Annotated in this window: 21 protein-coding genes; 8 read left to right on the forward strand and 13 right to left on the reverse strand. The window is 71.3% G+C overall.

All coding sequences use genetic code 11. The annotated features are described in order from the left end of the window. Window positions 1–19: 19 nt before the first annotated feature. Together ABZT06_RS16715 and ABZT06_RS16720 are read right to left on the reverse strand one after the other, a co-directional pair. On the reverse strand, window positions 20–844 hold the full coding sequence (locus ABZT06_RS16715) for an SDR family NAD(P)-dependent oxidoreductase (protein ID WP_355740802.1): 825 nt from the start codon (window positions 842–844) through the stop codon (window positions 20–22). Continuing rightward, window positions 841–2,007, reverse strand: coding sequence for an aromatic ring-hydroxylating dioxygenase subunit alpha (locus ABZT06_RS16720; RefSeq protein WP_355740871.1), 1,167 nt, complete (start codon window positions 2,005–2,007; stop codon window positions 841–843). Before ABZT06_RS16720 ends, ABZT06_RS16715 begins: the two co-directional genes overlap by 4 nt. A gap of 296 nt (window positions 2,008–2,303) precedes the next feature. Here ABZT06_RS16720 and ABZT06_RS16725 point away from each other — a divergent pair, with 296 nt between their 5' ends. The 4 genes from ABZT06_RS16725 to ABZT06_RS16740 all read left to right on the forward strand — a co-directional run bounded on the left by ABZT06_RS16725 (window position 2,304) and on the right by ABZT06_RS16740 (window position 6,186). Beyond that, window positions 2,304–2,759, forward strand: a complete 456-nt coding sequence (locus tag ABZT06_RS16725; RefSeq protein WP_355740804.1) for a VOC family protein — start codon at window positions 2,304–2,306, stop codon at window positions 2,757–2,759. Window positions 2,760–2,855: 96 nt separating this feature from the next. Next, on the forward strand, window positions 2,856–3,860 hold the full coding sequence (locus ABZT06_RS16730; protein ID WP_355740806.1) for a thiamine pyrophosphate-dependent dehydrogenase E1 component subunit alpha: 1,005 nt from the start codon (window positions 2,856–2,858) through the stop codon (window positions 3,858–3,860). A gap of 5 nt (window positions 3,861–3,865) precedes the next feature. Continuing rightward, window positions 3,866–4,891, forward strand: a complete 1,026-nt coding sequence (locus ABZT06_RS16735; protein WP_355740808.1) for an alpha-ketoacid dehydrogenase subunit beta — start codon at window positions 3,866–3,868, stop codon at window positions 4,889–4,891. Next, the gene (locus tag ABZT06_RS16740; protein ID WP_355740810.1) at window positions 4,888–6,186 is read left to right on the forward strand and encodes a dihydrolipoamide acetyltransferase family protein; all 1,299 of its coding nucleotides are present in this window, start codon (window positions 4,888–4,890) and stop codon (window positions 6,184–6,186) included. The genes ABZT06_RS16735 and ABZT06_RS16740 overlap by 4 nt, the downstream gene beginning before the upstream one ends. An 8-nt stretch (window positions 6,187–6,194) precedes the next feature. Here ABZT06_RS16740 and ABZT06_RS16745 read toward each other — a convergent pair whose 3' ends face one another. Next, a complete protein-coding gene (locus tag ABZT06_RS16745) occupies window positions 6,195–6,800 on the reverse strand; it encodes a helix-turn-helix domain-containing protein (protein ID WP_355740812.1) in 606 nt (201 codons plus the stop codon). A 144-nt stretch (window positions 6,801–6,944) separates the two neighbouring features. On the opposite strand from ABZT06_RS16745, the gene ABZT06_RS16750 reads away from it, so the two are divergent. Further along, entirely contained in the window at window positions 6,945–7,607 is a 663-nt protein-coding gene (locus ABZT06_RS16750; protein ID WP_355740814.1) for a TetR/AcrR family transcriptional regulator, read from the forward strand. Window positions 7,608–7,633: 26 nt separating this feature from the next. Here the strand turns inward: ABZT06_RS16750 and ABZT06_RS16755 are convergent, their stop codons facing one another. The 7 genes from ABZT06_RS16755 to ABZT06_RS16785 all read right to left on the reverse strand — a co-directional run bounded on the left by ABZT06_RS16755 (window position 7,634) and on the right by ABZT06_RS16785 (window position 14,902). Further along, entirely contained in the window at window positions 7,634–7,795 is a 162-nt protein-coding gene (locus ABZT06_RS16755) for a hypothetical protein (RefSeq protein ID WP_355740816.1), read from the reverse strand. 215 nt (window positions 7,796–8,010) lie between these two features. Beyond that, the gene (locus tag ABZT06_RS16760) at window positions 8,011–9,165 is read right to left on the reverse strand and encodes a thiolase family protein (protein ID WP_355740818.1); all 1,155 of its coding nucleotides are present in this window, start codon (window positions 9,163–9,165) and stop codon (window positions 8,011–8,013) included. After that, window positions 9,162–9,623 carry an OB-fold domain-containing protein gene (locus tag ABZT06_RS16765; RefSeq protein ID WP_355740820.1) on the reverse strand — a complete coding sequence of 154 codons (462 nt, stop codon included), beginning with the start codon at window positions 9,621–9,623 and terminating at the stop codon, window positions 9,162–9,164. Before ABZT06_RS16765 ends, ABZT06_RS16760 begins: the two co-directional genes overlap by 4 nt. Before the next feature lie 18 nt (window positions 9,624–9,641). Further along, window positions 9,642–10,760, reverse strand: coding sequence for an acyl-CoA dehydrogenase (locus ABZT06_RS16770; RefSeq protein ID WP_355740822.1), 1,119 nt, complete (start codon window positions 10,758–10,760; stop codon window positions 9,642–9,644). After that, window positions 10,757–13,342 (reverse strand): putative PEP-binding protein, encoded by a 2,586-nt coding sequence (locus ABZT06_RS16775; protein WP_355740824.1) that lies wholly within the window; start codon window positions 13,340–13,342, stop codon window positions 10,757–10,759. Before ABZT06_RS16775 ends, ABZT06_RS16770 begins: the two co-directional genes overlap by 4 nt. Further along, window positions 13,339–13,971, reverse strand: coding sequence for a hypothetical protein (locus ABZT06_RS16780; protein ID WP_355740826.1), 633 nt, complete (start codon window positions 13,969–13,971; stop codon window positions 13,339–13,341). The genes ABZT06_RS16775 and ABZT06_RS16780 overlap by 4 nt, the downstream gene beginning before the upstream one ends. A 94-nt stretch (window positions 13,972–14,065) precedes the next feature. Continuing rightward, window positions 14,066–14,902, reverse strand: coding sequence for an enoyl-CoA hydratase/isomerase family protein (locus ABZT06_RS16785; protein ID WP_355740828.1), 837 nt, complete (start codon window positions 14,900–14,902; stop codon window positions 14,066–14,068). Between the two features lie 136 nt (window positions 14,903–15,038). On the opposite strand from ABZT06_RS16785, the gene ABZT06_RS16790 reads away from it, so the two are divergent. Further along, window positions 15,039–16,256 carry an acyl-CoA dehydrogenase family protein gene (locus ABZT06_RS16790; RefSeq protein WP_355740830.1) on the forward strand — a complete coding sequence of 406 codons (1,218 nt, stop codon included), beginning with the start codon at window positions 15,039–15,041 and terminating at the stop codon, window positions 16,254–16,256. Window positions 16,257–16,359: 103 nt separating this feature from the next. Here ABZT06_RS16790 and ABZT06_RS16795 read toward each other — a convergent pair whose 3' ends face one another. After that, window positions 16,360–16,983: a TetR/AcrR family transcriptional regulator gene (locus ABZT06_RS16795; protein ID WP_355740832.1), complete on the reverse strand. Its 624-nt coding sequence runs from the start codon at window positions 16,981–16,983 to the stop codon at window positions 16,360–16,362. Window positions 16,984–17,462: 479 nt separating this feature from the next. Here ABZT06_RS16795 and ABZT06_RS16800 point away from each other — a divergent pair, with 479 nt between their 5' ends. Continuing rightward, window positions 17,463–18,152: a GAF and ANTAR domain-containing protein gene (locus tag ABZT06_RS16800; protein WP_355740834.1), complete on the forward strand. Its 690-nt coding sequence runs from the start codon at window positions 17,463–17,465 to the stop codon at window positions 18,150–18,152. Then, window positions 18,145–18,927, forward strand: a complete 783-nt coding sequence (locus ABZT06_RS16805) for a GAF and ANTAR domain-containing protein (protein ID WP_355740836.1) — start codon at window positions 18,145–18,147, stop codon at window positions 18,925–18,927. Before ABZT06_RS16800 ends, ABZT06_RS16805 begins: the two co-directional genes overlap by 8 nt. A gap of 55 nt (window positions 18,928–18,982) precedes the next feature. Here ABZT06_RS16805 and ABZT06_RS16810 read toward each other — a convergent pair whose 3' ends face one another. Beyond that, a complete protein-coding gene (locus tag ABZT06_RS16810) occupies window positions 18,983–20,242 on the reverse strand; it encodes a PP2C family protein-serine/threonine phosphatase (protein ID WP_355740838.1) in 1,260 nt (419 codons plus the stop codon). 315 nt (window positions 20,243–20,557) lie between these two features. Beyond that, the coding region (locus ABZT06_RS16815) for an IS256 family transposase (RefSeq protein WP_355740840.1) at window positions 20,558–21,287 on the reverse strand (730 nt) is incomplete at its 5' end.

A 21,287-nucleotide genomic window follows, 5' to 3' on the forward strand; every position in this document is an offset into this window, starting at 1 on the left:
GCCCCTGCCCGTACCGCGCCTACCACTGCGCTGTTCCGCCGTCGACGCTGATCAGCGTGCCGGTGATACCCGCCCCGGCGTCGCTCGCGAGCAGCGAGGCCACGGCCGCGATCTGCTCCACGGTGGTGATCTCCTTGGTGGCGGCATGCTCGGCGAACCGGCCCAGCCACTCCTCGTAACTGATGCCCTCGGCCTCCGCCGCGGCGGGACCCGCGGCCCGCATCAGGTCGGTGTCGACGGCGCCGGGGCAGATGGCGTTGCAGGTGATGCCCTGGGTGCCGTACTCGAAGGCGGTCGCCTTGGTCAGGCCGTGGATGGCGTGCTTGTTGGTGATGTAGTGGCTGATCGCGGGCTTGTTGGCCTGCTTGCCCTCCACCGACGAGATGTTGATGATGCGGCCCCAGCCGCCTTCGAGCATCTTCGGCAGCGCCCGGCGGGTGCCGTAGAAGTAGTTGTTGATGTTCAGGTCGAGGGCCGCGTGCCAGGCCTCGTCGCTGAGCTGGTGGATGGGGGCGAAGCCGGAGCTGCCGCCGGCGTTGTTGACCCAGATGTCGAGCCTGCCGAAGCGCTCGGCGGCGAAGTCGGCGAGGGCCTCGATGTCCTCCTGGCGGCCCGCGTCGCAGGGGTGGAAGACGGCCCGGTCCCCGGCGTCCATCTCCTCCAGGGCCTGCTTGCCCTTGACCTCGCTGCGGCCGCTGACGACGACCGTGGCGCCGTCGGCGAGGAAGGCCTCGGCGATGGCGCGGCCGATGCTGCGTGTGCTGCCCGTGATCACCGCGACACGTCCGTCGAGGCTGCCCGTAGCCACCATGGTGTTCTCCCGCGAGTCTTGTTGGTAGGTCACCTGGTGGCTCTGGCGGCTGCTGAGGCGCCTTTGTCCAGGTGCTGGTGAATGGTGCGGTGGAAGTGCTGGAGTCCGGGCTCGTTGCGTCCGAAGACGAAGTCGGTCCCGTCGAGGGCCTTGAGGCCCTGCTGGACTCCGTAGGTGGTCGCGTAGTCCTCGTCGCGGACCACCTCGTGGAACCATTCGCCGAACCGGTCGGCGGCCTGGCGCTCCTCGTCGGTGACCGCCGGTTCGCGCAGCAGGATGATCTGCTGGGTCACCGACTCGGTCGCCGTGCGGGGCAGTACCAGGGAGACCGCGATCTTCTGGCGCCAGCCGCCGGCGATCGCGAGGCCCGGGAAGAGCCAGTAGATGGGCCCGACGCAGTCCCCGGGGTCGCGCTGCTCCGGCGGCAGTGCGGCCGCCCGCGCGATGGGGCGCAGGGCCGGTGCGATGCGCTGGTGGGGGCCCCAGGTGTCGTGGGCCATCATGTTCGACAGATTCGTCTCGAACACCGTTTTGGGGTGCAGCGAGGCGAAGTGGTACGTCTCCAGGTACCCGTCGAGGGTGACCTTCCAGTTGGGGCTGGTCAGCTCGCTGGTGGAGTAGTGGTGGCAGTCCGCGAGGCGCAGGCCCTCCAGCAGCGGCTGCAGATCCCCGAGCCAGGCGTCCAGGTCGGGTTCGGCCGCCGGGTCGAGGGACACGAAGACGATCCCCGCGCGCTCCCCGGCGGGGAGCCTGACGAGGCTGCGGCCCTCGCGTGGAACGTCGCCGAAGGTCTTCTCCGCGTACACGCCCCGCAACTCCCCGGCCAGGTCGTACGACCAGGAGTGGTACGGGCAGGTGAGCCGCTTCGACACCCCGCAGCCGGCCTCGAGGAGCCTGGCGCCCCGGTGTCGGCACGCGTTGATCATCGCGTGGACGGCGCCCTGCCGGTCGCGGGTGATCAGCACCGGGATGCCGAGCACGTCGATCGCCTTGTAGGTGTTCGGGCCGGGAAGCTCGCTGGACATGGCGAGCGGCAGCGGGACGCTGCGGTGGACGGCGTCCGTCTCGCGCTGCCAGCGGTCGGCGTCGAGGTAGTTGGCGACGGGTTCCGTCCACTGGCCGTCCGCCTCGTGCGTGGTGTTGGCGCGGTGGTGCGCCATCACGCGCTCCACGAGTTCGGCCGCCTCCCGGCGCATGGTCACGGCCGCTGCGTCGGTGGACCGGTCCTGGCTGATCCACGACGAGTAGTCGGGGGTCGAGGGAGCTGACGGGGCCGGGGCCGGTGACCCACGCCCGCCGGCTGCTTCCCGAATCTCCGGGGAACTGGTCTGGACCACGATGTCCTCACAATCCTCCCAGCCGCGAGCCGGTGACCGGCTTCGTAACGCGACAGCTGGGTTGTGTCCGAAACTGCAACAGGACTTAGTGTGCTCTGTCAATAGAAAGTGTCGAAGTTGCCGCTCGGCGTCCCGTGGGGGTGGGTGCGATGGTCATGACCCTGCCGTTCGAGGTGGGTGTGGTGGTGCGCGACCTGGCGCTGATGGAGCGCTTCTACTGCGACGTGATCGGTTGTCGAGTCGAGCGCCGCTCACGTGTTCCGGGGTCCGTCGGGGGTCCGGCCGGGCTCGGCGGCGAGCTGGTGGTGGTCTGGCTGCGGGTGCCGTCCGGAGGGTGCGTGAAGTTGATCCTTCCCCGGTCGGCCCCGGTGTCGGCCCCTGCGGCGCCCTGGTCGGCCGGGCGCCCGGGGCTGTCGTATCTCACCTTCCACGTCGACGACTTGGACGCGGTGGTGGCCGAGCTGCCGGCCGCGGGTGCCCGGCCCCTGTCGGACCCGCTCGTGGTCCGGGCGCACGGTCGGCGGATCAGCTTCTGGGTGGATCCGGAGGGCAACGTCGTCGAGTTGGTCGACGGGCGGGGCGGCCACCTGGGACCAGGGCATAGTAATTAGAGACGCTGTTCAGTAAGGTGCCCCCAGCTGGTTACTGTAGACCAGCACAAGTAAGTCCGATTGCTTGGCAACCTCCCTCGGACGAAGGGGCGGACGATGGCTCAACGAGCGTCGACGGCGTCGAAGAAAACCGCACAGGTCAGCACGCAGGTCATCAGGGACCTGCACGAACGCATGGTGCGCATTCGGCTGTTCGAGACCGAGGCGGGAAAGCTCATGGAGGCGGGCAAGCTGCCCGGCTTCCTCCACCTGTACGTCGGCCAGGAAGCCGTCGCCGCCGGCGTCATGGCGGCCCTGCGCGACGACGACCAGATCACCTCCACCCACCGCGGCCACGGCCACGCCGTCGCCAAAGGGGTCGGCTTCCGCGAGATGTACGCCGAGCTGTACGGCCGGGTCACCGGCGCCTGCCTCGGCCGCGGCGGCAGCATGCACATCAACGACCTCACCCGCGGCATGCTCGGCGCCAACGGCATCGTCGGGGCCGGCGTCCCGATCGCCGTGGGCGCCGCCTTCGCCGCCCGCTACAAGGGTGAGGACAGTGTCGCCGTGACCTTCTTCGGCGACGGCGCCACCAACATCGGCGCCTTCCACGAGGGCGCCAACATGGCCGCCATCCTCGGCCTGCCCGTCGTCTTCGTCTGCGAGAACAACGGCTACGCCGAGTTCACCCCGCAGTCCGGACACATGCTGCTCACCGACGTCGCCGACCGGGCCGCCGCCTACGGCATGCCCAGCGTGATCGTCGACGGTATGGACGCGGTCGCCGTCCACCGAGCCGCCGCCGACGCCGTCGCACGGGCCCGGGCCGGCGCGGGCCCGATGATGATCGAGGCCAAGACCTACCGCTTCTTCGACCACCAGGGCGTCAAGGGCCTGCGGCACCCCTACCGCTCGGACGAGGAGGTCGCCGAGTGGAAGACCCGCGACCCCATCGACCTGATCGAGGCCCGCGCGGTCGCCGACGGCACCGCGACCCGCGCCGAACTGGACGACGTATGGCAGCGCACCCGCGAGGAGATCGCCGACGCCATCGCGTACGCCGAGTCGAGCCCGCTGCCCGACCCCGCCGACCTGCTGCTCAACGTCTACTCGGGATGACCGCCATGACCACGATCACCGAAGCCCCGGCCGTCGCCCCGAACGCGGGGGCCCGCAAGCTGAGCTACGTCAAGGCCTTCAACGAAGGGCTCGCCCAGGCCATGCGCGAGGACGAGAACGTCTTCGTCGCCGGCGAGGACGTGGCCGGATACGGCGGCGTGTTCCGCATGTTCGACAACCTGCTCGACGAGTTCGGCCCCCGCCGCATGATCGACACCCCGATCTCCGAGGCCGCCCTCGTCGGCCTCGGCGTGGGAGCCGCCGCCCGGGGCCTGCGCCCCGTCGTCGACCTGATGTTCATGGACTTCATCGGCGTCTGCCTCGACCAGATCGTCAACCAGGCGGCGAAGATGAAGTACATGTTCGGCGGCGCGCTGTCCGTGCCGCTCACCATCACCACCGCGTCCGGCGCGGGCCTCGGCGCCGCGGCCCAGCACAGCCAGAGCCTGGAGGCCTGGCTGGCGCACGTGCCCGGCCTCAAGGTCGTCATGCCGTGCGACGCGTACACCGCCAAGGGCCTGACCGTCTCGGCCATCCGGGACGACAACCCGGTCGTCGTCATGCTCAACAAGGTCCTCCTCGGCAGCACCGGCGAGGTGCCCGAGGAGATCTACGGCATCCCGCTGGGCCAGGCGCACACCGCCCGCCAGGGCTCCGACGTCACCGTGATCGCGCTCGGCCGCATGGTGGGGGAGGCGCTCGCGGCGGCCGACGAACTCGCCGCCGAGGGCGTGGAGATCGAGGTGATCGACCCGCGGACCGTGCAGCCGCTGGACACCGAGACGATGTTCGCCTCCGTCCGCCGTACCAACCGGGTGCTCGTGGTGCACGAGGCCGTCACCTTCGGCGGACTCGGGGCGGAGATCGCCGCCCAGATCCAGGACGTGGTCTTCGACTACCTCGACGCGCCGGTCCTGCGGATCGGTGCCCCCTTCTCCCCGGTTCCCTTCTCGCCCGTACTGGAGAAGGCGTACGTGCCCGATCGCGCCCGCATCGCCCAGGGCTGCCGGCGCCTGCTCGAAAGGTCGTGACCGACGTGGCGGTCGAGGTTCTGCTGCCGAAGATCGGCCTGACCATGCAGGAAGGCACGATCGACGAATGGCTGGTGCCCACCGGCGGCACCGTCGCGGAGGGCGACGCGCTGCTGCGGCTGGCCACCGACAAGGTCGACGTGGACGTCGAGGCGGAGGCCGGGGGACTGTTCCATCCGGTGGTCCCGGCGGGAACCACCGTGCCCGCGGGTGCCCTCATCGGCTGGCTGCTGGACGAGGGGGAGCAACCGCCGGGTGCCCCTGACCTCATGGGCATCGAGGCCGCCGCGTCGGAGGGCGTTGCCGACCGCCTGCTCTCCTCCCCGAACGCCCGCCGGGTCGCCGCGGCCGCCGACGTCGACCTCACGGTCGTACGCGGCACGGGGCCGGGCGGCCGGATCGTCTCCGAGGACGTGGAAGAGCACGTCGCGACCCTCGCCGTGCCCCTCCCACCGGCCGGCGCCTCCTTCTCGCCGCTGGTCCGCAAGCTGGCGAAGGAACGGGGCATCGACCTCTCCGAGGTGAACGGCACCGGACCGGGCGGCCGGATCCGCAGGTCCGATCTGGACGGAGTCACCCCGGCGGCCGAACCCGTCCCCGCCCGCTCCGGCGAGGTCATCCCGCTCACCGGGATGCGCGGCACCATCGCCCGCCGGATGCACGCCAGCCTCCAGGAGATGGCCCAGCTGACGCACGGCTACGAGGTGCGGATGGACGCCGTGGTCTCCCTGCGGGAGCGGCTGAAGGAGGAGTGGGCCGACAGCGACCTGCCGGTGCCCAGCATCAACGACTTCCTCCTGAAGGCCGCGGCCCTGGCCCTGCGCGAGCACCCGCTGCTCAACGCGACGGTCCGCGAGGACGGCATCCATCTGCTCGACGACATCCACCTCGGCTTCGCGGTGGCCGTCCCGGGCGGCCTCATGGTCCCCGTCATCGAGGACGCGGTGGCGCTGCCGCTGACCGGGATCGCCGACCGGTCGAGGGCCCTGGCGCAAGCCGCGCGTGAAGGGCGGATCTCCCCGGCACAGCTGGAGGGGGCCACATTCACGGTGACCTCGCTCGGCGGGTACGGGGTCGACTTCTTCACCCCCGTGATCAACCCCGGCAATGTCGCGATCCTCGGGGTGGGCAGGCTCAGGGACGGCGTCGAGTGGGCGGGAGACAAGCCGCTGAGGACGCGGGTGCTGACCCTGAGCCTCACCTTCGACCACCGTGCCGTCGACGGGGCTCCGGCCGCCGAATACCTGCGCACGCTCGGGGAGCTGCTGAGCAAACCCCTTCGTCTGCTGGTGTGAGTCGCGGTCTAGAGGGCCGGGTCGGCGATCCGCTCAGCGAGTTCGCCGACCTCGCGGACGAACGAGCGGTGACCCAGCGACCGGTAGACGTCGTCACCCCGGACCTGCGAGATCGCCGCGGTCTCCAGCAGCGCCAGCAGGCCCAGGCCGATCACCGCCGCCTCGGCGTCGGACGCGGACACGCGGGCCTTGCGGATCAACCGAACCAGCTCGTCCAGCACCTCGGTACGGCTCTCCTGGCGCAGCGCCTCCGCGTCCTGGCTCATACCGGCCGACGACACGAAGAAGACGGTGGCCGCGGACCGGTGTTCGCCCATCCAGGCCAGCAGTGCGGTGACCGACGCGCCGATGTCCGAGCCGGGCTCATGGGCATCGGCGATCGCCTGCAACTGCTCGCGCAGCGCGGCGGCGAACGCCCGCATGGTCTCCGCCAGGACCTGGTCCTTGGAGGAGAAGTGGTAGTACACCGCCGCCGAGGTCATCTCGGCACGAGCGGCGATGTCGGCCACCGTCACCTCGTCCGGCGGCTGGGTGGCGAACAACTCCGTGGCCGCCTCGATCACCCACTGTTTGCGCGAGGGACGGTGAGCGGCGCGGGTTCCGGATGTCGTCATGGTGTCAAGTATGCCGGGACGTCGGCATCCCGGAGGCCAGTGTGCAGCAGGAATCGTACCGACGAGCGATCACAGTTACTGGATACACTGGTCAGTGCGAGGAACCACGGACGTGGGTTCACAGCGGCGAGGCGGGGAGCAACGATGGCCACCACGAAGAACGGCAAGCAACCCGCCCACCGGCCCTCGCGGCGACAGCACATCATCACCGCCGCCGTGCGGGTGTTCGGCCGCAACGGGTTCGCGGAGACCAGCGTCCAGGACATCGCCGACGAGGCCCAGGTCGTCCCCACCGCCGTCTACTACCACTTCGACGGCAAGGAGGAGCTGCTCGAACTCTCCATGCGCCGGGTCTTCGACCAGCTGAACGCGGTCGTGGAGGCGGCCCGGCCGGAGTCCGAGCCGGGTGACGCGGAGGGCCTGGTCCGGGTCATCGACGCCGTGTGGGAGTGGGTGGAGAAGAACCCGGCCGAGGCCCGCCTCTACCAGGTCCAGGTGGCCTCCGCCAACGGCAGCGTCAAGGTGCTGCGCGACGAGTTCGAACAGCGGCACATCCAGCGTGGTTACGACTATCTGCCCGAGGGCACCACACGCAGCCCGCGCGCGGCGAAGGCCCGGCACGCGGCACAGGCCCTCGCGGTCCGCACACTGATCAGTACGACCATGCTCGTCACCGCGCTGCGTGCGGAGGGCGGACCACTGTCCCAGCTGCCGTCCCGGTCCGTGCTGGAGGCGGTCAGGTCACTGGCCCTGCGCATCGTCGCCGCCGAACAGACACCGGCGAAGCCGGCGACGTCAGAGACCTGAGGCGGTACGCCGGGCGCGTGGTCTGTTCACGCCGAACAGCCGTCTTCCCGGTGGCTCCGGTCGCCGGGCCGCCGCGGCGGCAGGCTGCTGACCGGCGCCAGGCGGACGCCGGTCAGGTCACTGGCCCTGCGCATCGTCGCCGCCGAACAGACCACGACGAAGTCGGCGACGTCAGGGACCTGAGGCACCAGGCCCGTGGTGGGCTCTCGCCGAACAGCCGTCTACCCCAGGGCTCCGGTCGCCGGGCCCCGCATACCCCGCAGCCGCCGGTCCAGAGCCGCCGCCCGGTCGGCTGCCGCCGACCACACCGGGCCGGCGCGGCGTCACGCTGCTGACCGGCGTGCCGCGGGCGACCGCCCACCTGTGCGCTGACGCAGCCGCGCCCCAGGATGTGCCCCGCCCCTCAGACCGTCAGAACCGCGCACGCGCTGATCCCGGGCGCCCCGTACACATGGGTGAAGCCCACCCGGGGAGCCCCCGGCACCTGAACACCGGGCGCGCGGCCCTGCAACTGCCGTACGACCTCGTGGAACTGGCGGAGCCCCGAGGCGCCGACGGGCTCCCCGCCGGCCAGGCAGCCGCCGTCGGTGTTGACCGGTATCCGGCCGGTGGGATCGGTGGCGCCGCCGGCCAGCAGCTCCTCCTGCTCGCCATGGCCGCACAGACCGGTTTCCGCCAGGTGGATCAGCTCCGAGCCGCTGTCGGTGTCCTGCAACTGAGCGACCTGCACGTCCGCGGGCCGCACCCCCGCCGTGCGGAAGGCCGCCTCCGCGGCGTCGACGCTGGGGCTGCGGTGCGGTCCCGGCGGCAGCCACGGTGAGAACACCTCGAACGAGCCGAAGCGCCGGGTCCGGAAGGCCAGCGACGCCAGCCTGACCGGTTGTTCGCACAGGTCGAACGCGCGGTCGCCGAGCGCCAGCACCAGCGCCGCCGCGCCCTGTCCGGGCGAGCAGAACATGTACTGGGTGAGCGGGGGGCTGACCTCGGCGGAGTCGAGGATCTCCTGTTCCGTGAGCGGTTTGCGCCGCCAGGCCAGGGGATGGTGCGAGCCGTTGCGGAAGGCCCGCGCGGCGACCATCGCCAGCGCCTGCTCCGGGATTCCGTGCTCGTGCAGGTACCGCTGGGTCTTGAGTGCGAAGAACTGGGTGGTGAGCATCATGCCGGTCTCGGCGTACCAGTCGCCCAGGCCGTAGCGGGCGGCGGAGACGTGGAACGCGCCGCGCTCGTGCTTGTCGAAACCCACCGCCAGTGCGAGCGAGGCCTCGCCGGCGCGCAGCGCGTTGGCCGCCGTGAGTACCGTGGATGCGCCGGTCGCGCAGCCGTTCTGCACGTTGACGAACGGCACTCCGGTCAGGCCCAGCCGGCCCACCAGCGTGTCGGGCTTGCCGGACACGTCGGAGCCGCCGGCCGCGAAACCGACGTCCTCCCAGGCGACACCGGCATCGGCGAGCGCCTCGCGTACCGCGCGCTCGGCCATGTCCATCCCGCTGACGCTCTCGTCGCGCCCGAAGGGAGTCATCCCGCATCCGACCACGTACACGTCGTCGCGCCGGCTCATCGCTCGTCGTCCCGTTCCGGACGGAACGCGAAGGTGATGACCTCGGTCCCGTCCTCGTCCTCGTACGCGGTCACCGTGGTGAGCCGGACCGGCAGACCGATCCGGATCTCCTCGCGGGGCACCGCCAGGCGCGCCTCGACCAGCACCTCACCGAGGTCCACATAGCCCAGGTGGTACGGCCGATGACCGCCGGCCGGCGGCCGGTACGGCGGTTTGGGCGGGAACGCCTGGAGCGTCCACGACCACACCCGCCCGCTCACCGGCAGCACGTGCGCGGACATCGTCCCGTGCGCACACCGGGGGCACGAGTCCTGCCGGGGGAAGACGACGGTGCTGCACCCGGAGCAGCGGGCGCCCACGAGCCGCGGTGCATCCCCGGAGTCGTACTCCGGTTTCTCGCGCTTGTCCCGGTTCTCCGGGTTCTCGAACAGCGACTCGTCGATGAGTCTGGTGGTCATGCCGTTCCGCCTTCCACGTCACCAGCCCAGCAGACCGGCCAGCCGTTCCCGATGGTGTGCGGCGCCGCCGAGCAGGACCGCGTCGGACTGGGCGCGCCGGAAGTACAGGTGTGCGTCGTGCTCCCAGGTGAAGCCCATCCCGCCGTGCAGTTGCACGCACTGCGCGGTGACCGCGACGAACGCCTCGCCGCACCAGGCCTGTGCCACCGCCGCCGCCTCGGCCAGCGCCTCGGGTGAGCCGTCCGACAGAACGGCACGCACCACCGCCGACCGTGCGGCCTCGACCTGGAGCAGCATGTCGGCGCAGGCGTGCTTGACCGCCTGGAAGCCGCCGATCGCGCGCCCGAACTGGGTGCGGTCGCGCACATGGGCCACCGTCATGTCCAACGCGGCCTGCGCTCCGCCGAGTTGCTCGGCGGCCAGCGCCACCAGGGCCACGTCCAGGGCGCGGGAGACGACGTCCGACCCTTCGCCGCCGGCGGTCAGTGCCCGTGCCCGGCAAGAGGAGAAGGCGACGACGGCCTGACCCCGGCTGAGATCCAGGGTGGGCACCCGGCGCACCGTGACCCCCGGCTCGCTCGGGTCGACCAGGAAGAGGTCCACGCCGTCCGTGCCGGCCGCGGCCACGACCAGCGCTTGGGCGTCGGCGCCGTCCAGGACGAACGGGGCGGTGCCGTCCAGCAGCGGGACGCTGCCCTGCCAGGAGACGGCCACCGGCACGGCGTCCGCCCGCCATGTTCCGTCGGGCGCCGCCACCGCCAAGGCGTGTACGGCGCCCTCGGCCAGCTCCGCCAGAGCCTTGTCGGCCGTACCGCAGCCGGCCAGCACCTGACCGGCCAGCACGGTGGAGGACAGCAACGGGACCGGCGCCAGGGACCTGCCTAGTTCCTCGCAGACGGCGGCGATCCCGGCGAGGCCGCCGATGCCTCCCGCCGACTCGGGCAGCCCGAGGGCCGCGAGGCCGACCTGCCGGCCCAGGACATCCCACAGCCCGGCGTCGATGCCGGGGGCCTCCTCGGAGAGCCGGCGTACCGCGGCGGTGCCGCCAGCGTCCGCGCACACCGACCGCACGGTCTCGCGCAGGTCCTCCAGCTCGGTGTCCGACAGGGCCGTGCCGTCGGTCACGGTGGTCGTCATCGTGCACTCCCGCTCTGTTCGCCCGGTTCCCGCAGGGCACTGTGGGCGGCCGCCATCCGGGCCACCGGGACGCGGTGCGCGGAACAGGACACGTAGTCGAGACCGAGGTCGTCGCAGAACGCGATCGACTCGGGGTCGCCGCCGTGTTCACCGCACACGCCGAGCTTGATGCCGGGCCGCACCTCCCGTGCCCGTTCGGCCGCGAGGCGGACCAGGGCGCCCACCCCGTGCGGGTCGAGCCGGGCGAACGGGCTGGCGGTCAGGAACCCGCGCTCCTGGTAGGAGGCCAGCACCTGGCGTTCGACGTCGTCCCGGGAGAAGCCGTAGGTGAGCTGGGTGAGGTCGTTGGTGCCGAAGGAGAAGAACTCGGCGTGCTCGGCGAGTTCGCCGGCCAGCAGCGCGGCCCGCGGGGTCTCGATCATCGTGCCGAGCCGGTACGGGACCTCCACCCCGGTGCGGGCGGCGACCGCGTCGGCGGCACCGCGTACGTAGGCGGCCGCGGCGGCCAGCTCCTCGGGCAGGCTGACGAGCGGGATCATCACCTCCAGCTGCGGCCGGATCCCGGTGGCGGCGACATCGGCCCAGGCGGTGAAAAGAGCCTCGGCCTGCGCCGGGTAGAGCCGCTCGTGCCGCAGCGCCAGCCGCACTCCGCGCAGCCCGAGCATCGGGTTCGCCTCCCGCAGCGCGGCGGCCCGCTGCTCCTCTGCCGCGTCCAGGGACTGTCCGTGGGCGGGCAGGAACTCGTGCAGCGGGGCGTCCAGCAGCCGCACGGTCACCGGGCGGTTCCCTACGGCGGTCAGGAGCGCGCGGAAGTCCTCGTGCTGGGCGTGCTCCAGAGCCACCAGCGCCTCGTCGCGGGCGGCCGGGTCGGCGGCCAGGAGTACCCGGCGGATGAGCGGCAGCCGCTCGCCGAGGAACTGGTGCTCCGTACGGCACAGCCCTACCCCCTCCGCGCCCAGGGCGAGGGAGGTCTCCACCTCGGCCGCCGTGTCGGCGTTGACCCGCACCCCCAGCCGGCGCACGTCGTCCGCCCATGCCAGCAGGGTGGACAGTTCGGGCGGCGGTCCGGCGACACTGACGCTCAGCGTCCCCGCGTAGACGGCGCCGGTACGGCCGTCCAGCGAGACCGGGTCGCCCTCGCGCAGCACACGTTCGCCGAAACGCACCGTTCCGGCGGCCCGGTCCACGCGCAGCCCCTCCGCGCCGCACACCGCGGGCTTTCCGGCGCCCCGCGCCACCACGGCGGCGTGGGAGGCGATGCCCCCGCTGCCGGTCAGTACTGCGGCGGAGGCCAGCATCCCGGGGACGTCCGCCGGGTTGGTCTCGGCGGCCACGAGCACGACCCGTGTGCCGTCCGCGGCCAGTTCGAGGGCGCGTTCACTGGACAGCACGATCGCTCCGGTCGCTGCCCCTGGGGAGGCGGGCAGTCCTTTCGCCAGCAGCTCTTCCTCGCCGGTCAGCCGGAGCTGGGGGTGCAGCAGTTCCTGCACCTGAGCGGGGCTGATCCGTCGGACGGCGTCCTCGCGGCCGAGTGCCCCGTCGCGGGCCAGGTCCGCGGCCAGGCAGACCGAGGCCCGCAGCGGTGGGCGAGGTTGCGGTGCGGCGGCGAGCAGGGAGATCTCGTCGTCGCGCACCTCGAAGTCGACCGACACCGGCGTGCGCAGATGGCGTTCCAGGGTGAGCAGCGAGTGTTCGAGCAGCGCGGTGCCGCCCGCGAGCCGGTCCAGCGGTTCACCGGTGTGCGGCGGTGGGGCGCTGCGGCGGACTCCGCGGAAGAAGGAGCCCTGGGGAGAGAAGCTCCCGGTGCCGGGATCGCGGCTGACCGCCGTGCCGTAGCCCGAGTGATCCGCAGGGCCGATGCGCAGGGCCTGCACGTGCAGGGCGACGGCCAGGTCGGCGGGGAGCTTCTGGGCACGCCGGGACCGTCGCGCACGGGGTGAGTCCCACCGGCCGAGAAGGGCGCGGGCGGCCAGCGCGAGCTGCTGTGCCGGGTCGTCGGGGAAGGGACCGGAGCCGTGCTTTGCCGCCAGGGACAGCAGCACCTCCACCCGTGCCCGCGGCCCGGACGTGTCCAGCAGGGCGTCGTCGAGCACCGCGGCGGACACGTCGAGGGCGTACTCCGCGATCATGCGTATGGTGCCGGCCCACACCTCGTACAGGGCTTCCGCGTTTCCGATGACGGCGCACAGGTCGTCGGCACCGGCGGGGGAGACGCCGAGACAGGCCAGGTCGGGTGGCAGTCCGGCGACCTCGGTCGGCGCGCTCGCCGACAGGCGCAGCAGCAGCGGCCGGGCCGGATCGCCGATGCGCCGCCCCGAGAGCTGCTCGACCAGTTCCACGGCGGCTCGGGCGGTGTCGGGTTCGCACAGCGAGGCGGCGGCGCCGGCGGGCACGGTGAGTCCGGGTACGACCGGCAGACCGAGGGCCAGCAGCCGGTCCATCGCGGCTCCGTGCGCGCCCAGCTCGTCGGCGCCGAGGCCCCGGATCCGTCCCTGGCCGTAGGGGACCAGGCTCCGGCCGGGACTGCCGGGGGCCGCCTCGGACGGTGTGAGCGGACCCGTCTCGCGGTCGGTGACGCTCACCCCCGGCTCCTGGTGACCAGTTCCTCTTCACGGGCCTCGTCCTCGGCCCGGCTGATCCCCAGGACGAGCAGCAGCTCCTGGTGCAACCGCATCCACACGGTGTGGTACGAGTCGCACAGCGGGGAGGCCAGCCACTGGGATGCGCCGTCGTCGAAGCGGTCGAGGGCGGCCTCCAGGTCCGTCAGATACCGTCCGCTGCCCGCGAGCACCTGGTTCAGCCTGCGCAGCACGGGCTGGATGGCCTCGTGCACGTCCTCCAGCGACTCGCGCACCCCGGCGTCGTAGACGTCGTCCGAGTGGTCGTTGGCGGTGCCGTCGGGGCGGCACTGCCACGCGGTGCACACATCGCGGATCTTCCGGTTGACCGGCAGGAACGCTTCGTACGCCGCGGTGATGCGCTGTTCCCGCTCGGAACCGGCGGGGACCCGCAGGACCCGCGCCGCGATCGCCTTGGCCTGCTCGGTCGGCAGCACCACCGGCCCCTTGACCATCGCCAGTCCGGCGTCGACCAGTGGACGGTGCTCGGACTCCAGCCGGCCGCGCCACATACCGCGCAGAACGAGATCGACGACAGCCTCGGTGAGGGGCTCGTCGGACGCGTCCGGAAGGTCCACGGCTGCAGATTGCATCGCCACACCATTTCCCCGGTTCTCTGGTGACCGGTTCCTCGGTTCTGTGTTGCCCGGAGGTTACGCCTTGACGGGCGGGTTAGTGAAGAGTGACTCAAGAAACACTTTCCGACGCGCGGGCGGGTGCGCGGCCCCCGTCCGCCTTCGGACGGCCCCGCGCGGCGAGGAACCCCGCCATGAGCTCCTGCGCGCGCCGGCTGTCCGCCAGGGCTGCGATCGACCGCGCTTCCTCGGCGAGGTGGTGACGCAGCCCGTCACCGTCACCGGCGCGCAGCAGGGCCTTCGAGGCCCGCAGTGCGTCACCGGAGCCGACGGCCAGAGCGGCCGCGGCCGAGTGCGCCGCGTCGTCCAGTCGCTCGTCGTCCACGGACCGCGAGACCAGGCCCCACTGTTCGGCGTCGTCGCCGGTCAGGACCCGATCGGTCAGGATCAGTTCCGCCGCCCTGCGGGGGCCCACCAGGCGGGGCAGGAACCAGGAGGCCCCGCAGTCGGGCGTGAGTCCGATCGCCGTGTACGCCAGCCGGAACCGAGCGGACCGGGTCGCCAGGACGATGTCGCCCACCAGGGCGAGGCCGATCCCGCCACCCGCGGCCGCGCCGCGCACCGCGGTCACCAACGGCACCGGAAGGTCGTACAAGGCCTGTATCGCGGCGTGCGCGGCGCTCGCCACGGCGCGTACATAAGCGCCGGTCTCCGCGCCCCGACCGGCGAATGCGCGCAGGTCACCCCCCACGCAGAAGCTGCCGCCGGTCGCCCGCAGCAGCACCGCGCCTCCCGGGTCGGCGGCCACTTCGCGGGCCGTGTCCCGCAGTGCCTCGGCCGTCCTCAGGTCCAGGGCGTTGCCGCGGGCTGGATCGTCCAGTCGCAGTTCGACGACCCGATCGGGATGGCGGACGATCCGGACCGGCTCGGTGCTGGCAGTCAGGCTCATGGGCGGTGCTCCTCGCGTCTTTCCGTCGTCAGGTGCTTCCCGTCGACGGCTGCTTCCCGGCAAGATACTGAAGACGCTATACAGTTTCTAGAACGCGACGGGTCGGACGCCCGTACGCCCGTCGGCGGGAGGTCCCGTGCCCATCCAGTTCGATGTCGATCCGGCAGTCGCTCAACTCGTCGCCTCGACCACGGAGTTCGTGCGCGAGGTGGTCATCCCGGCCGAGCGCGAGTGCGGCGGGTCCGTGCACGACGCCCCCGAGGCCCTGCGCGAAACCCTGCAGAAGGCCGCCCGCGACGCGGGCGTCTTCGCTCCCCACGTGCCCGAGCGGTGGGGCGGGCACGGGCTCGACCTGCGCGGCCAGGCGGCGGTGTTCGAAGCGGCGGGCTACTCGCTGCTCGGGCCCCTGGCGCTGAACTGCGCGGCCCCCGACGAAGGCAACATGCACCTGCTGGAGAAGGTGGCCACCGAAGAACAGAAGCAGAGGTATCTGCGTCCGCTCGCCGCGGGCGAGACCCGGTCCTGCTTCGCCATGACCGAACCGGCTCCGGGCGCCGGCGCCGACCCCCGCTCCCTGCGGACCACCGCCACTCGGGTTCCAGGTGGCTGGCGCCTCGACGGGCACAAGTGGTTCATCACCGGCGCCCACGGAGCCGGCTTCGCCATCGTCATGGCCCGCACCTCGGGCGGCCCGGGCAACCCGGGTGGCGCCACCATGTTCCTGGTGGACGCCGACACTCCCGGCATGCGCCTGGTCCGCAGCATCGAGACCCTGGACGAGTCCCTCTTCGCCGGGCACGCGGAGATCGTCTTCGAGGAGTGCGTGGTGGGGGAGGGGCAGGTGCTCGGCGAGGTGGACCACGGCTTCGAAGGCGCCCAGGTCCGGCTCGGTCCCGCCCGGATGACCCACTGCATGCGCTGGCTCGGTGCGGCCCGCCGCGCCCAGGACGTGGCGCTGGAGCGGGCGGGGAGCCGTATGGCCTTCGGCTCGGTGCTCGGAGACCTCGGCATGGTCCAGCAGATGCTGGCGGACTCGGAGATCGACATCGAGGCGAGCCGCGCCCTGATCCTGCGTACCGCCTGGGAGTTGGACACCGGTTCCGCGGCCGCCTCCCAGCTGACGTCGGTGTCCAAGACCTTCGTCGCGGAGGCGGTGAACCGGGTGGTCGACCGGGCGGTGCAGATCTGCGGAGCCCTCGGCATCTCGGCCGCCGACGCGCCGCTGGCCCGTCTCTTCCGGGAAGTACGGCCGTTCCGGATATACGACGGACCCTCGGAGACCCACCGTTTCGCCATAGCGCGGCGCGCGGTACGGCCCTACCGGCAACCGCGCGCGGATGCGGCCGAGGGCTGACGGCGGCGTCGACGTGTGAGGCGGTCGGGTCCGGCGCTCAGGGGTACCGAGAGGGGTGGGGCGAGGGCCGGTTCGTGCGCGCGCGGCCGGGCGGGTGGGCCGCTCAGGACTCGCCGCGACCCGCCCCGGACTCGGGCCGCCGTGGTTGACGCAGCCCCGCGACGAGGAGCGCGACCAAGGTGCGCGGGTCGTAGCGGGGATCGCTCTCCGCACCGACGCACAGGTTCCCCACGCCGCGCATCAGCTCGAACCCCCCGATGTCGGAGTGGATCTTGCCGGCGGCCGCGGCGGCGTCGAGGAGCTGCGTGCACACCGGAACGAGGTGGTCGATGAAGTAGGCGTGCAGGGTCTCGAAGCCGACGTTGTCGTGCTGCAGGGCGGCGGCGAGTCCGTGTTTGGTCACCAGGAAGTCGACGAACAGGTCGATCCACTGTTCCAGCGCGTCGTATGCGGTGGGGCAGCTCGCCAGCAGGGCGGGGCCGGCCTCGGCGCAGGTCTCGACCTGATGGCGGAAGACCGCGACGATCAGGTCCGCCCGGGTGGGGAAGTGGCGGTAGATCGTGCCGATTCCGACGCCCGCCCTGGCCGCGATGTCGCGTACCGGCGCTTCCACGCCCGAGGTGACGAAGGCGGCGGCGGCCGCGTCCAGCAGGATCTGCTTGTTGCGCCGGACGTCCTTGCGCTGGGTCGCGGTGGCCTTCTCCGTGCCCTGGCGGCTGTCGCTCACCGTGAGGCTCCTCTCGTCGGATCGCGAAGTGGATCCGGCTCCGTACTGTTCCTGGAACGAGGTTCCGTTTCGGCCATGATGGCAGATCGGGCCATCGGACCGACCGTCGCCACCACTGAGCAGCGCCACCTCGTCGTCGACACGGGATGGCGATCGGGGACGCGCGCAGCGAGTCGCTTCTTGGGATGGTCCACTTCCGTGTTTCTCCCGGTGGTCCAAGGGGACTTGGTCACGGTGGGCAGGACGGAGGAGTGAGGTCGCCGTCGACACGCCCGGGTCGCAGAACTGGTGGTGATCGGACACGCACGTATGCCCGTGACCAGGGCGCCGGTGAACCGGTGCTTCGGATCCCGCGGATGAGCAAGATCGGATAGGCCGATGCGTTGCTGCGCGGGGAGGTGAGGATGATGTCCGGGCCGGAACCGGATGGCGAGGACGCGGAGCGCGCGTCGCGTATTTTGCGGAGGCGGGTCGCAGGCGTGCTGATCGACGCGGTCCGCGGAGTTCCTCCCCTCTCGGTGCCGAAGGCACTGTGCCGGGCGTGTGTGTCTCTCCTGCCGGGTGTTTCGGGGTTGTCGCTGTCGGTCCTCGGACGGGAGCCGGGCACCGGTGTCGTGCTGTTCGCCAGTGACGATGTGGCCGGTCAGCTCGCGGAGATTCAGTACACCCTCGGTGAGGGACCGTGCACGGAGGCCACCCGCCTGCTGGCCCCGGTGTTCGCACCGGATCTGACCTGGGCGCCGGATGCCCGGCGCTGGCCGCTGTTCGCCCTTCAGGCGGCCAAGACGGGAGCGGAGGCCGTCTTCTCGCTGCCGTTGACGGCCGCGGCGGGTGCGTTGGGAACCCTGGACCTGTACCAGGAGAGGGCAGGGACGCTCGACGACGGTCAGGTGCGCACCGCGCTGCTGGTCGCCGATGCTCTCAGCCTGGCCGTCACGGCCCTCGACGAGACTTCATCCGACTCCGATGGAGTCGTAGCGTGGCTGCAAGGAGCAGAATCGGACCGGGTGGAAGTCCACCAGGCCACCGGCATGATCATGGTGCATCTCGGAGTGAGTGCCCAGGAAGCCCTGCTGAGGCTCCGAGCCCGGGCCTTCGCGCAGGGCAGCACCTCACTCGCCATCGCACGGGCCATCATCGACGGCAGCACGGACATCGGCCATGAGTGAAGACCTGAGCAGGCACGACGACAGCGCCGGGGAGGCGGGCATGAACCGCGAGCGGGAGCTGGCGACGGCGTTCGTCGGCCTGGCGGACACCTACGCACCGGACTTCGACCCCCTGCGCCTGTTCGACCGGCTGGTGCACACCTGCCGCCGACTGCTGGACGTGGACGCGGTGGCGGTGATGATTGCCGATGCCCGGGGCACGTTGAAGACGATGGCCGCCACCGAGGACGAGGCCGCGTTCATCGAGCTGATGCAGATGCAGACCGGGCGCGGCCCCTGCATGGACTGCTGTCGCAGCGGCGAGGGCCGCAGCGTCCCCGACATCGCTGCCGAAGAGGAACACTGGCCCGAACTGGTCGCGGCCATGGTCGAAGCCGGATACCGGTCCCTGCACACCGTTCCGGTACGCCTCCACGACCGCACCCTGGGGGCGCTCACCCTGCTCAACGCCGGTACCGGCGAGCTCCCCGGCGGCGACCCGCACCTGGCACAGGCCCTGGCGGACTCCGCCGCCCTGGCACTGATGCACTGGTCCGCCGAACCCCGCAGTGACGACGTCGTGACCCGTGTCCAGAGCGCCATCGCCGCCAAGAACGTCCTCGAGATCGCCAAGGGAATGATCGCCGCCTACCAGGGGCTGCCCGTGAACGAGGCAGGGCGCCTCCTGGCCGGCTACGCCGACCGCCATCAGGTCAGTCTCGCCGCCACCGCCCAGACCTTGGTCGACCGCGACCTCGAACTCTCCGACGTCTGCGAGAGCGCCATCTCCACCTGACGGGCCGGCCTTCACGTTGGCCGTCATCACCTCTTCAACGCTGCTTCTTGCGTTGTCACCCGGCGTCGGCGTCCGAGTCGGCGTTGTCGGTGTCCGTGGTCGAGCCGTGGGCGGGACTGAGTTGGGTGTTGCGGCTGGGGCCGTGCCATTCCAGGCAGACGACGGTGGCGTCATCACCCAGCCGGCCCGCGTGATGGTCCAGGACGGCACCCATGAGGCGGCGCAGGGTCTCGGGTACCGGCAGGCCGTCGGCATGGTGGCGGATGATGAAGTCGGTGAACTGGTGCAGGCCGAATTCCCGGCCGCGTGCGTCGCGGGCTTCCGTGATGCCGTCGGTGTACAGCAGGACGCGGTCGCCGGGTTCCAACTGTTCGCGGCAGAGTGTGGCGGTGATCCCCAGCTCGGTGCCGAACGGGTGTGCCGGCGGGCATGACAGTGCGGTGGTCCATCGTCCGCCTCGGATCAGCACCGGCGGGTGGTGCCCGCGGTTGATCCAGCTGAGCAGTCCGGTGGTCGCGTCGAGGTCGGCCAGAATGGCGGTGACGTAGGTGTCGTGGCCGAAGTGGTCGACCAGGATCTGCTCGACGCGCTCGCCGGTGGTCACCAGATCCGTGCCCTGCCGGCGCTGGTTGCGGCAGGCCGACACGGCGAGGTTGGCGGCGAGCCCGGCGTTGCTGCTGTGTCCCATCGCGTCGAAGACGGCGAGGTGTACCTGGTCGCCGGCGATCGCGTAGTCGAAGGCGTCACCGCCGATCTCGTAGGCCGGCTCCAGCGCGGCCGCGATCACGACGTCGCGGTTGGCGAACGAGCGCGGTGGCATCAGATTCCACTGCATCTCCGCGGCCACGTTCATCGTCTCCGTGCGCTCGAGACGAGCGGCGGCATCGCTCGGAGGGCGCTTGCTGACCACCAGCATGCCGACCAGCGAGGCCAGCATCTCAAGCCGCTCAGGTCCCACACCGTCGGGCAGGTCGGCCCGCAGGACTCCGAGGCGCTCGGTCCCGTCGAGCACCGGCACCCACCAGCGGCCGCGCTCGGCGCCCCCACCGCGCTGAGGACGACTGCCGGTGAAGACGCGGCCGGGCAGCGTGCCCTCCACCGAGACGACCTCACCGCCCTGAGCAGCGTCCAGCCCTCGCCCGGTGACCTCAATGAGAACCTGCTGACGCAGGTCGGCCAGGAAGAACTGTGCATCGGCCATGCCCGCCGCCTCGGCATGGCGGGTGACCAGCTCCGGCAGGTGGCCGAAGTCCGTCAGGTGGGACTCGCCGAGCATCCCGGTCAGCGCCTTCAGGATCCGCTCCGGTGTGTCCATGCTCGTCACCTCTCCCGGCCGCCGTTTTCCAGCACCACAGGTGCCGGAAACACCCCTGCTGGGACACCAGTGACCTTTACGGCGCGGACGAAACCGCCATGGGGACCGCGCTTCGTCATCGGGCATCCCGACACGACGGCTGTCCAGCCCGTGGGTCGCCGGATGCGGGGAACGCGGTAAGCACACGGGGAGGAGGGGCGAGCACCGACAGGACACAGGACATCGCGGAGAAGCACGGGGAAGGTTCGCCATGACCCTTTCGATCAGTCGACAGAATGCTGCCGAGGGTCGTGTCCCTTGACGTGGTGTAGGCGATCAATCGTCGGTCGTGTTGGTGGTGTTGGGGAGTGCGGGGGCGCTTTCGCCGGGCTCGGTGGGGTAGATCTGGTCCATGCTGCCTTCGGGTAGGTAGCGGCGGGGGAAGGCGATCCACTCGTCGTGCATCTCAAAGAGCACGGCGGTGACCAGTCGCAGGAGGGCGTCGTCGTTGGGGAAGACCTGGACGACGTCGACGCGGCGTTTGATCTCGCGGTTGATCCGCTCCAGCGGGTTTGTGGACTGGATCTTCTTCCAGTGCCGTTCCGGGAAGGCTGCGAAGGCGGTGAGGTCGTCCTTGGCGTCCAGGAGCATCTGTTTGACCTGGGGAAACTGTGCGCCGAGCATGTCGGCGACCGTGTCGAGCTGGTTGCGGACGGCGTCTTGGCCGGGCTGGGCGAAGATGGTGCGGATGGTCGCGGCGACCATTTCCGCGGCGTCCTTGGGGATCACGCCGAAGACATTGCGCAGGAAATGAACCCGGCAGCGCTGGTAGGCCGCGCCGATCATGACCTTGCGGATCGCCTTGACCAGGCCCGAGTGATGGTCGCCGAGCACGAGCCGGACACCGCCCAGGCCGCGTTCGCGCAAGGAGCGCAGGAACCGGGTCCAGAACACCTCGGTCTCGCTGTCGCCGACCATCACACCCAGCACCTCGCGGCCGCCGTCCTCGGTGATGCCGGTGGCGATCACCACGGCCCGCGAGACGATCTGGTGCGCGACCCGTGCC

This window comes from Streptomyces sp. NPDC005483 (genome assembly GCF_040606035.1).
Classification (GTDB): domain Bacteria; phylum Actinomycetota; class Actinomycetes; order Streptomycetales; family Streptomycetaceae; genus Streptomyces.